Raw genomic sequence first — 11,369 nt, 5'->3', positions numbered from 1 at the left:
CCGTGCTGTACGAGGGGGAGCAGGCGACCCGTCCGCGTCCTGCGAGGGATTCATTCAAGCGAGCCGCCGGTCCGTGCGGCAGCGTGCGCGGCGGGACGGTTCGGGCATTCCGTTCACACCCCGTGTGAATCGTGCTCCACTGGGGCGACACGTCCTGGCGTGCCGACCCACCGGAGGGGGACATGGGGCCAAGGGAGCCCAACACTGCGCTGGAGGCTCTGATCGACGAGGCGGGCGTCTCCCGGGCCGGACTCGCCGCCCATGTGAACCGGGCCGGCCGCACCCGGGGGCTGGGCCTGCGCTACGAACACACCGCCGTCGCCCGCTGGCTCAAGGGCCAGCGCCCGCGCGGCGAGGTGCCCGACCTGATCTGCGAGGTGCTCGGAAACCGCCTGCGCCGGGCCGTTTCGCTGGACGACATCGGCATGGCCGCCCCCGACGGCCACGCGCCCGCCCAGGGCTCCTCGCTCACCGGCTTCGTGGAACGGGCCACCGCCGTCTGGCGGTCGGACGCCCAGCAGCGCCCGTACGTCGTCACCGCGCCGGCCGCCACCGGGACCACCGCGGTGATGCCCGTCTGGGAGTGGGAGAACCCGCCGGAGGACGCCGATGTGTCACGGGCCGGGCCCAACCGGGTCGGTGCCGCCGACATAGCAACGCTGCGGGCCGCCCGTGACCACTACGAACTGATGTACCGCAGGGCCGGCGGAATCGCGACGCGTTCGCGCGTCGTCGGTTTTCTCAACGCCGAGACCGCCCCCCTGCTGCGGGGCGGCTACAGCGACACGACGGGGCGTCAGCTGCACCGCGCGACGGGCGCGTTGGTGGCCGTCGCCGGGATCTGCGCCTACGACTCCGACGCGCACGGCCTCGCCCAGCGCTACTTCCACCAGGCGCTGCGCCTGGCCAAGGCGAGCGGGGACCGGGGGCTCGGCGGCTATGTGATCGCCCTGCTGGTCAACCAGTCGCTGTTCCTGGCCGAGTACCGCCAGTCCGTGGCCTTCGCCGAGGCGGCCCTGCGCGCGGCGGGACGCGAGATCACCCCCGCCCTCGCCGCCGACCTCCACGCGATGCAGGCCAAGGCGTACGCCCGGCTCGGGGACCGGGTGGGCGCGCTGACGTGCATCGGCCACGCCGAGTCGGAGGCCGCCCGGATCCGGCCGGGCCGGGAGCCGGACGAGACCGGGTACGTCCAGCCGGGGCTGGTCGATGTGCAGGTGGCGGAGGCGCTGTTGAGCCTCGGGGATCTCGCGGGGGCGCGGGAGCACGCGGTGGCGGCGGTGAGCACGCCCGCGCACGACCGGGGCATGGTCCACCGGCTCGCGATGCTGACCACCATCGAGCTGCGGCAGGGCGAGGCGGACCGGGCTGCGGTCACGGCCACCGAGATGGCGGACCGGGCCCGCGGCATGGAGTCGCAGCGGCTGCGTGACCGGCTGCGGACGGTGCGCGAGGAGCTGGTCGCCAGCGGGTGCGCGGACGCGGAGCGGGCCGCCGAACGGGTCGAGGGGGCGCTGCGCGTACCGCTGTGAGCCCTGGTCTGCTGCGATACGGCCACCTACGAGCAAGAAGGTGGCAGAACCGTGCAATGGACGAACCTGAACGAACAGACTGTGTATGAGAACCGTTGGTTCCGGGTCAATCTGGCCGACGTCGCGCTCCCCGACGGGGGCCGTCTCGACCACTTCGTGATCCGGCTCCGCCCGGTGGCGGCGGCGACCGTCGTCAACGCGGCGAACGAGGTGCTGCTGCTGTGGCGGCACCGGTTCATCACCGACAGCTGGGGCTGGGAACTGGCCGCGGGCGTGGTGGAGGACGGCGAGGAGCCGGCCGCGGCGGCCGCCCGGGAGATGGAGGAGGAGACCGGCTGGCGCCCCGGCCCGCTGCACCCCCTGCTGACCGTGGAACCGTCCAACGGCCTCACCGACGCCCGGCACCACTTCTACTGGGGCGAGGAGGCGGCCTGGACCGGGGAGCCCCGCGACGCCTTCGAGTCCTCGCGCCGCGAGTGGATACCGCTCAAGCTGGTGCCCGACCTGATCGCCCGCGGCGAGGTCCCGGCGGCGGGCATGGCGGCCGGGCTGATGATGCTGCACCACTTACGGCTGGGCTGAGCCGCACCCGGTACGGGCGAGGGACGGCACGCCCCTCGCCCGTACCGTTGCGCCGTGTCGGTGGTACGGGTGGGCGGCCCCAGCCTCCACGCCACCGCGCAGCCCTTACCGATCAAGCGGGGTCACGCTGGACTCGTCCACCGAAGACGGCGCGGCGTCGTCAAGCGGGCACTGCGTCCACCCGTTGCCCGGTCGTCGGCTCGCTGGGGGCGATCCGGGTGTGCCGGAGCTGTGCGGGCCATTCGGACACCGGGCGGAGCAGGTGCCGCAGATCGGGCTGATCGGGGTCACCGCGCAGGATCAGGCACTCGGCACCGCGCCGGGCACAGTCGAGGACGGCGTCGAGCTTGCCGGCCATCGCCCCGGTGGTGTCCCAGTCGGGTGCAACCCGCAGGGCCTCGCGAGCGGGCCCGGTCGCGCGTGGATCGATCCACGGGATGGTCCGCCCGTCGTCGAGCACACCGTCCACGTCGGTGAGCATGGCGACCCGGACCGAGCCCGCCGACAGTCCGAGCAGCGCGGACGGCACGTGGTCGCTGCCGATTACGCGCAAGGAGCCGTCAGGGTGGGGAAGGCAGTCGCCGGTGAGTACGGGCAGCGATCCGGTGGCCAGGAGGCGCTGGAGGCTGCCGACACCGACGACCGCACCGCCCTCCTCCAGCACGGCGGCGGCTGCCAGTTGGACGGGGAATGCCCGTGCTCCGGCCCGCTGGAGGGCTGTGGTCCAGATCCAGCGCAACTCGGCGTTGGCACCGGTGAGGGGGAGGGCTGCCCATGGATCCTCCGGATCCAGATGACGCACCGCTCCATGGCCGTAGGACCCTCCACCCGAAATGAGCACCATTCGGCCGGGCGCCGCCGCGGCCAGGTCCGCGACCTGCCTGACGTAACCAGCGACGGCGTCGTGGTCGATGTCGTGGTCGCGACTCTTGACGGAGAACAGCCCCCCGCCGATTTTGAGGATCAGGAAATTCGGCAGGTCCGACGGGTCAGCGGTGGCCGGGGTCATGTGACTCTCCTGGGAGGACTCGGGGCGGGGCCATTGCCCGTGGCCGGTGCGGCCGTGGCGACAAGATCTGTACGCGCCTGGTCGACGTGCCGCATCCGATGGTCCAGCAGGCGGCGGGCGCAGTCGGCCAGCACCTGCCCGTACTGCGGTAGTTCGGCGAGGTTCCGGCATTCCCCCGGGTCCATCAACTGATCGAAAAGCAGGGGCCGTTGTGCCGGAAAGTGGACGTAGGTGAAGCGCGGTCCGCGCAGGACCGCGAGGTTGCACTCCTGTGGGCTGAGGCTCATCACCCGTTCCGGAATGTGGTCCACCGGGTCGCGGAAATCGAATTCGTGGACGATCTCGGATCGGGGCCATGGCGTGCGTTCCGCCGGGTCGGACAGGAGCGGAAGAAGCGAGTGCCCGCTGCTCCACGGCAGTGCCGGCGCCCGAGCCCAGTCGAGTACGGTCGGCGCGACGTCCACCGATTCTGTGGGAGCGGTCACTGCCGCGGCGGCTCGTCGGTCGGGGGCGGCGACAATCAGGGGCACCCGGTAGGCGGTCTCCCGGAAGCCTCCCGTCCCAAGGCTCCAGTGATCGCCGAGTGTGTCGCCGTGGTCGGCGGTGACCACGACGAGAGTGTCGTGCGCTCGGCCGAGGTTCTCCAGGGCGGCGAGGATCCGTCCGACGTGATGGTCCACCTCGCTCACCAGCCCGAAGTAGGTCGCCCGGTGCGCGGCGATGGCTTCCGCGGTCAGGTCTGCGGGAGCGGTGTCCGGTACGTCACGCCCGACCCAGTGGCGCAGGAAGGGATGGCGTCTGCCCTCCTCCGCCGGGCTCGCTGCCCGGAGAGGGGCCGCCATATCGGCCGGGTCGTGCAGCCGATCGTAGGGGAACGGCGCCACCCAGGGTGGATGCGGGCGCAGGAACGTCGCCAGGATGAGCCAGGGTTGGTCCTGCAGTCCGGTCATGCAGGCAATGGTGCGGTCGGCAACGAAGGCGGTGTCGCTGAGCTCGGCCGGGTAACGGGCGAGGTTGCGGCTGCCCGGCGCGGGGAGCAGCACGTCCATCGGGTCGTCGGGCACCAGCTGCCCGTGCGAGGCCAGTTGGTCGAGCCATGAGCGCAGCCCTGCACGGTTGAGGTTGAACCTGGTATGCCAGTTGAATCCCCTGGGGACGGTCTCGGCGTCGCCCGATGTCCCCTCGGCTACGGTGTCGGTGTAGCCGACGACATGGGAAGCAATGCCGGCCGGGGCAAGTGCGGTCGCCAGGTTCGGCCGCGTGTCGTCGGCGCGGGTACGGTTGCTTACCACGCGGTGGATCGACTGGTAGACACCGGTGAGCAGGGACGCGCGGGCGGGCCCGCACGGCGCGGTCACGGAGTAGTGCCGCTCGAAGCGCGTACCTCTGGCGGCCAGCGCGTCCAGGTGCGGGGTTCGTGCGTGGAGGGCGCCGTAGCAGCCCAACGCGTCTGCGCGGAGCTGGTCCGCGACGATCAGCAGGACGTTGCGGCGGTGTGGCGTTGCGGTCCGGTCAGTCACGGCCAGAGGTACTCGGTCTGCCAGCCGCCCGCTTCGCGCCGATAGATCACCCGGGTGTGGATGCGGTCCGGGCTGGCCTCCCAGAACTCCAGTTCGTTCGGCCGGATGCCGTAGAGGGTCCAACTCGGCAAGTAGGGCACCTCGTCGGGGTACGACGCGGACAGCCGTGCGTACTCGGACAGGACCTCGTCCCGGTCCGCCGGCGGGGTGGGCCTGTGCAGGTGCGCGGAGAGCCGCGAGCCGCGACCGCGCTCGGCGAAGTCCCGCCGGCTGTCGGCTTGCCCGGTCGCCTCGGCGTCCCCGACAATGCGCAGTTGGCGGCCCACCGTCGGCCAGTGGAACTGGACGGCGACACGCGGGTTCCGGGCGATCTCCTGGCCCTTGCGGCTGTCCGAGTGGGTGGCGAAGTAGAGCCGCTCGTCGTCGATGTCCTTGCAGAGCAGCACCCGGCTGGACGGCGTCCCGTCGGCGTCGACGGTGCACAGGGTCATGGCGTGGGGCTCAGCCTGCCCGGCCTCGGCTGCCGAGAGGATCCACTCCTCCAGGGCCCGCAGCGGATTGGCCGGCAGGTCCTCGATGGTGAATCCCGACGGCTCCAGGTCCGCGAAGACCTGGAGCGCCCTGAACTGGTTGCGTGTCTTCTCGCTCACGGCGGCCACGCTACCGGCCCGAAACGGCAACCGCTCCGGTCATATCACTTGCCCGGCCGTGCAGTTGGTGCTGCGACCGGCTGGATCTCGCCGGTAGGTCTCACCATTTCGGAGTCCGCCATCGCGGACATGTCTGCACATGGAGCCAATCACGGTGGGGCGTCCGGACGGTGATCCGTCATGCGCATTGCATCCACGGCAGATCGCTGTTCAGGGGTGATCCGCGCGGGCTGCCGGAATGCCAAGTCCCCCGCGTGTCAAGGGTAGTTGGATGCTTTTCGGTCAAGTCCTGATCACCGGCCGTACGGCCGGAATCCTGTGCTTAACTGCTGAGAGTGGCACCGGCTGCGGAGGCTCCGGTCCCACCTCGCCCAGGACAATGGCGTCGGGGCAGTCTCCAAACCACCCGGGCGCCGGCTCCGGGATTCGTCGACTGACTGAGGTCCCGGGGGTCCTACAGCGATGCGTGCCGAAAACGTCCTTGCCCAGACCCCGGGGCACCGGGTCGGCGGGGCCGCCCAACTCCGGGCGCTGTTCGAACGTCCCGGTCCGGTGAGGATCGTGGGGGCGCACAACGCTCTCGGCGCACGCCTCGCCGAGCGAGCCGGGTTCGACGGTGTCTGGTCGAGCGGTCTGGAGGTGTCCGCCTCGCACGCTCTGCCTGACGCGGACATTCTCACCATGACCGAACTTCTCGAAGTGGCGAGGTCGATGGCTGCCGCTGTGGCCGTTCCGGTGGTCGCCGACTGCGACGCCGGTTACGGCAACGCGAACAATGTCATGCACATGGTCCGCCGGTACGAGGCGGCCGGTATCGCTGCGGTCTCGATCGAGGACAAGCGGTTCCCCAAGATGAACAGCTTCATACCCGGCCGCCAGGAGCTGGCACCGATCACCGAGTTCGCCGGCAAGATCGCCGCAGCCAAGAGCGCCCAGGTGGGACCGGATCTGATGGTGATCGCCCGGGTCGAGGCCCTGGTGGCCGGCTGGGGCCTGGACGAAGCGCTGCGCAGGGCAGAGGCGTATGCCGAGGCCGGCGCGGACGCGGTCCTCATCCACGCGAAAGGTGAATCCCCGGAACCTGTCCTGGAGTTCCTGCGTCAATGGCAGCAGCGACTGCCCGTCGTTGTTGTCCCCACCACTTATCACACCATCACCGCTGAGGAGCTTTCCGCAGCCGGTGCGAAGCTGGTGATCTACGCGAACCATGGTCTGAGGGCGTCGATCACGGCAGTGAGCGAGACATTCGAGGCCATCTTGCGAGATGGCCGCACCAGCGGTATCGAGACACGCATCGCCGAGCTTGCCACCGTCTTCGATCTCCAGGGGATGGCCGCGCTGCAGCAGGCGGAGGAGCGCTTCCTCAGCAGGGCAGGCCGTCGCCTGCGAGCCGTTTTGGCCGTTGGAAGCGACCTGCCCGGCGGATCCGGCGTCGACGGCCGCACCGTCACCGAACTCCAGTGCGGATCCCTCCGGCGCGCCGGCATCGACAACATCACCGTTGTCACCGGCCGCGACGGCGGGGACGTCCATCCCGCAGGCGTCACCCTGGTCCACACACCAGGGCTGGAAGCGCCAGCCACTGCGGAGGTGGTTCTGAGCGCCGCACCGGACTTCCACGGCCATACCCTCGTAGTCGCCCCCGACCTGCTGTTCGACCCGGAGCCGCTGCTCCAACTCGTCGCCGACGGGCGCGACATCGCGGCACTGATCGACGTCTCCGCCGCGTCCGGTGACCCCGGGGACAGCCGGACATCGGTGACGATGGCAGCAGGGGCCGTGCTGGGCCGGCGACTCAAGGGGACCCGCAGCAACAGCGTCACCGGATTCGGTACCGGCCCCGGTGACGGCGAGTTCACCGGGATCGCCGCCTTCTCGGGCAAGGGCTGGGCGGCCCTGCGCGAGGCCGCCGAGAAGCGGCACGCCGAGGCCGACGGAGAGCCCGGCCTGGCGGTGCTCCTGTCCGACCTGATCAACGCGGGCTGGACGGTCGACGCCGTGGAGATTGCCTCCGGCTGGGCCGAGCTCAGGAACGAAGAGGACGTGCGGCGGGCCGAGCTGCTGCTCACCGGTCAGACGCGGTGAGCACCACGAAGACGCGTGGCTCGCTCGACAGTGCCACCGTGGCCCGGACCATGCTCGACTCCGGGTTCGGCCCGTTCGCGGGTGTTCCCTGTTCCTTCCTCGGACCGCTGATCAGCGTCCTCCAGGCGCAACACCCCGACAGTTACCTCACCGCGGCCAACGAGGGAGAGGCGGTGGCCATCGCGGCGGGCGCCCGCCTGGCGGGCCGACGGCCGGTGGTCATCCTGCAGAACTCAGGCCTCGGCAACGCGGTCAACCCCCTTACCTCGCTCTGCCAGACTTTTCGGCTTCCGGTGCTCCTGCTGGTGACCTGGCGCGGCGAACCCGGCCTCCCGGACGAACCCCAGCACCAGCTGATGGGCCGGATCACCCCCGACCTGCTCTCCACGATGGAGATCGGCCACGAGATGTTTCCCGCCGATGCGGCCGAGCTGGGGCCGGCACTCGACCGAGCCACCGGGCACATGGACCGCACGGGCAGCCCGTACGCCTTCATCGTGCCCAAGGGAGCCCTCGCGCCGCACCGGGCGGGGCCAGCTCCGGCGTCGGACCCGCGCCTGATGTCGCGGGCCGAGACGATCGGTCTGACTGTCGACTCGGTGGGCCAGGACGCGCTGCTCGTGGCAACCACCGGAAAGACGGCCCGCGAGCTGGAACGGGACAGGGACCGGCCAGGCAATCTGTACGTGGTCGGCTCGATGGGATGCGCCGCCAGTATCGGTCTCGGGGTCGCCCTGAACGCCCCCGACCGGGAGGTCGTCGTGCTGGACGGCGACGGCGCGGCCTTGATGCGCCTGGAGGCGATGGCCACCATTGGCCACCAGGCTCCCGGCAACCTGCTGCACATCGTGCTCGACAACGCCGTGTACGAGTCCACCGGCGGTCAACCCACGGTCTCCGGCGGGCTGGACTTCTGCGCGGTTGCCAAGGCCTGCGGCTACCGCACGACCGCCGACGTGAACCAGGCCACGCAGCTGCGCGACGCGGTGACCCGCTGCGCCGCGCAGGCGGGCCCGCATCTGATCCGCGTTCGCATCCGACCCGGATCCGACCCGGCACTCGGCCGGCCCGCTCTCACCCCGCCCGAGGTGGCGTCCAGATTTCGGCAGGCGGTTTCGTCATGACCTCGCCCACAGGCCCCGCGGCACGGCGCCTGGTACTCATGAACCCCGGCCCGGTACTCGCGGACGAGCGCGTCCGCGCCGCCCTCTGCGGGCCCGACTTGTGCCACCGAGAGATCGAGTTCGCCGAGCTGATGGGCCGCGTTCGCACCCGGATCACCCAAGTGTGCGGCGGAACCGAGGAGTTCACCAGCGTCGTTCTGACGGGGTCCGGTACCTCCGCTGTCGAGGCCCTGATCGCGTCCGTCCCTCCGGCGGACAGCGGTGTGCTCGCCATCGACAACGGCCACTACGGCCGCCGGATGCACGACATCGCTGCGATCCACAAAATCGCGGTCCAACACCTGGAGCTCGGCTGGGGCGTCCCAATCGACCTCGCTTCCGTGGAAGCGGCACTGGCCGCCGACACGTCGCTCGGATTCATCACGGTGGTGCACCACGAAACCAGTACCGGCATGCTGAACGACGTCGCGGCAGTCGCCCGGGTGGCGCACCGGTACGGCCGGAAGGTGATCGTTGACGCGGTCAGCAGCGTCGGCGCCGAGCCGCTCGACATCGTCGGCGACGGCCTCGACTGGGTCGCCGGATCAGCCAACAAGAACCTTGAGGGGATGCCCGGCCTGGGCTTCGTCTGCGCACGGCACGACGCCTTCGCAGCGCTCGGCCCCGAGCCGCGCCGGAGCTACTCGCTGGACCTCCACCGGCACTACACCGCCCAGGAGCACGCCCAGTCACCGGCCTTCACCCCGGGGGTGCCTGCCTTCTACGCCTTCGACACCGCGCTGGAGCTGATGCTGGCAGAGGGGGTGGCCGCCCGCGGGAAGCGCTACCAGGCGCTCGCCGCGCGGCTCAGGCAGGGTTTGGAGGATCTCGGCCTGCGCCTGCTGCTGCCCCCCGAACACAGATCGCTGGGTCTGACCGCCGTCCGTCTCCCGCAGGGCGTCGGCTACCCGGAACTCCACCGGGCCCTGCGCGCCGAGGGCTTCGTGATCTACGCCGCTCAGGAGCAGTTGGCGCGCGACTTCTTCCGGCTGTCCACGATGGGTCGGATGACCGAGCAGGACATCGAGGGCTTCCTCGCCGCGCTGGGCCGTCTTCTGGGCACCACCACCGCCGTACGGACCGAGCACGTGAGAGCCGATCGGGAGGGCAAGTGACCGAGCCGAACGCCGACCAGGATCTACGAGTCCGTCAGAACAAGCTGGACGACCACCTTCCGCAGGACAGTCCGCTGCGCCTCTACCTGGCGGAGAAGGATGAGACGGCGAGAGTCCGCAAGCCCCGCCCGGACACCCGGCTGATCGACGTCCGCGAGCCGCTCGGCCGGACTCCCCGCACACTGCTGGTGCTGCCACCGATGTGCGTGTACGAGGGCGCGGTGAAGCGCGTCGTCCCACCGCTGGGCCTGTGCTACATCGCCGGTGCGCTGGAGCAGGAGGGGATCGACATCTCCATCCTGGACTGCATCGTCGAGGGGATCGATGAGGAGACCCCGGTCGCCGAAGGCGTCTGGAACCTCGGGATGTCCGAGGAGAGGTTTCGCGCGTACATCGCCGAGAACGACTTCGAGGTCGTCGGCTTCACGATGATCTACTCGTCCGACCTGCAAAATCTCTACCGATACGCACAGATCGTCAAGGAGGTCCGGCCGCAGACGATGGTCATCGCCGGCGGTCTGCACGCCAGCATCTACGCCCGGCGGTTCCTTCAGGACGCGGTTGCGGACGGCACGCCGTTCATTGACTACGTGCTGCGAGGCGAGGGCGAGATCCGGCTCGGCGACTTCCTGCGCAACCTCGCCGACGGGAAGATCGACATCAGCGCCGACGGCCTGGCCGGCTGGCACCAAGGCAAGGTCTTCGCGAACCCGCAGTTCGCGCGCGTCACCGATCTCGACGCGCTGCCCTTCCCCGCGTACCACAAGGTCCCGATGGAGCGGTACTTCGCCCACAACGTGCCGTTCTCCCCGTACCCGCGGGGCAAACGCGTGATGCAGCTCTACACCTCCCGTGGCTGCCCGGTGGGCTGCACGTTCTGCGCCAGCACGAACTTCTCGAAGAGGTACATCGCCCGGTCGGTCGACAGCGTGATCGCTGAAATCCAGTACTACAAGGACGCCTTCGGCGTGGACGAGGTGCAGTTCGCCGACGACAACCTGACCTTTGACCGCAAGCGTGCCACCGAGCTCTTCGAGAGGATGACGGCGCTCCAACTGCCTTGGTGCACCCCCAACGGCATCATGGTGAACACCCTGAGCGCCCCACTGGTCGACCGCATGGTGGCGTCCGGGCTGTACCAGATCACCCTTTCCCTCGACAGTGGCAGCGCCGAGACACTCAAGGAGCAGCACCGCAAGCCCGTGGACCTGACCAAGGTGCCGGACCTGATGGCCTACCTGGACAACCTGGGTGTGCTGATGCACGGCACTCTGGTGGTCGGCATGCCGGGCGAGACCGAGGCGCAGATCGAGGAGGGCTTCGAGTACGTCGAGCAGCTCCCCTTCCACTCCATCAACGTCTTCATCGCGCAGGCGATCCCGGGGTCCGAGCTTTTCGAGCGGGCGGTCAGCAACGGGACCATCACCTACCAGGGCGCCTTGCACATCGACACGGCCCGTTCCACGCTGCGGCTCACCAGCATCGAGGCAGCACGGTTGGAAGAGCTCGTCGAGGACTTCCTGACGCGCTACAACCGCAGCATCTACGAGCGCGACCCGGTGGCCTGGGAGCGCAAGTACCGGGAGCACAAGGAGCGGATGGCACGGATCTGTGTGGGATCAGCCTCCGCCATCACCGCCACCATCATCGACGTGGGCGGCCGGGTGCCCGGCTGATAGCCCGACACCGGACCGGTCGACGGGGCGGTCCGCT

The 11,369-nt window shown here is 70.0% G+C and carries 9 protein-coding genes; 6 read left to right on the top strand and 3 right to left on the bottom strand.

Annotation, left to right across the window (positions count from 1 at the left end; all coding sequences use genetic code 11):
* Nucleotides 1-182: 182 nt before the first annotated feature.
* Complete coding sequence (locus P8A18_RS04940) at nucleotides 183-1,532, top strand: NsdA family TPR-like regulatory protein (protein WP_306052051.1); 1,350 nt, start codon at nucleotides 183-185, stop codon at nucleotides 1,530-1,532.
* A gap of 51 nt (nucleotides 1,533-1,583) precedes the next feature.
* Nucleotides 1,584-2,114, top strand: coding sequence for an NUDIX domain-containing protein (locus P8A18_RS04935; protein ID WP_306052049.1), 531 nt, complete (start codon nucleotides 1,584-1,586; stop codon nucleotides 2,112-2,114).
* A 160-nt stretch (nucleotides 2,115-2,274) separates the two neighbouring features.
* On the opposite strand, the gene P8A18_RS04930 is transcribed toward P8A18_RS04935, so the two are convergent.
* The 3 genes from P8A18_RS04930 to P8A18_RS04920 are packed head-to-tail and all read right to left on the bottom strand — an operon-like array spanning nucleotide 2,275 to nucleotide 5,293.
* A complete protein-coding gene (locus P8A18_RS04930) occupies nucleotides 2,275-3,123 on the bottom strand; it encodes an amino acid kinase family protein (protein ID WP_306052046.1) in 849 nt (282 codons plus the stop codon).
* A complete protein-coding gene (locus P8A18_RS04925; RefSeq protein WP_306052044.1) occupies nucleotides 3,120-4,643 on the bottom strand; it encodes a sulfatase-like hydrolase/transferase in 1,524 nt (507 codons plus the stop codon). The genes P8A18_RS04930 and P8A18_RS04925 overlap by 4 nt, the downstream gene beginning before the upstream one ends.
* Nucleotides 4,640-5,293, bottom strand: coding sequence for a pyridoxine/pyridoxamine 5'-phosphate oxidase (locus P8A18_RS04920; RefSeq protein WP_306052042.1), 654 nt, complete (start codon nucleotides 5,291-5,293; stop codon nucleotides 4,640-4,642). The genes P8A18_RS04925 and P8A18_RS04920 overlap by 4 nt, the downstream gene beginning before the upstream one ends.
* A gap of 462 nt (nucleotides 5,294-5,755) precedes the next feature.
* Here P8A18_RS04920 and P8A18_RS04915 point away from each other — a divergent pair, with 462 nt between their 5' ends.
* Genes P8A18_RS04915 through P8A18_RS04900 form a run of 4 tightly spaced genes read left to right on the top strand, consistent with a single transcriptional unit; the run spans nucleotide 5,756 to nucleotide 11,332 of the window.
* Nucleotides 5,756-7,378, top strand: coding sequence for an isocitrate lyase/phosphoenolpyruvate mutase family protein (locus P8A18_RS04915; protein ID WP_306052040.1), 1,623 nt, complete (start codon nucleotides 5,756-5,758; stop codon nucleotides 7,376-7,378).
* Complete coding sequence (aepY, locus tag P8A18_RS04910; RefSeq protein ID WP_306052038.1) at nucleotides 7,375-8,502, top strand: phosphonopyruvate decarboxylase; 1,128 nt, start codon at nucleotides 7,375-7,377, stop codon at nucleotides 8,500-8,502. Before P8A18_RS04915 ends, aepY begins: the two co-directional genes overlap by 4 nt.
* Nucleotides 8,499-9,656, top strand: a complete 1,158-nt coding sequence (locus P8A18_RS04905) for a pyridoxal-phosphate-dependent aminotransferase family protein (RefSeq protein ID WP_306052036.1) — start codon at nucleotides 8,499-8,501, stop codon at nucleotides 9,654-9,656. The genes aepY and P8A18_RS04905 overlap by 4 nt, the downstream gene beginning before the upstream one ends.
* Complete coding sequence (locus P8A18_RS04900; RefSeq protein WP_306052034.1) at nucleotides 9,653-11,332, top strand: Sden_1168 family B12-binding radical SAM P-methyltransferase; 1,680 nt, start codon at nucleotides 9,653-9,655, stop codon at nucleotides 11,330-11,332. The genes P8A18_RS04905 and P8A18_RS04900 overlap by 4 nt, the downstream gene beginning before the upstream one ends.
* Nucleotides 11,333-11,369 lie beyond the last annotated feature (37 nt).

The organism is Streptomyces sp. Mut1 (assembly GCF_030719295.1).
Taxonomy (GTDB): Bacteria; Actinomycetota; Actinomycetes; order Streptomycetales; family Streptomycetaceae; genus Streptomyces; species Streptomyces castrisilvae.
This window is presented reverse-complemented; position numbering and strand designations above follow the sequence as displayed.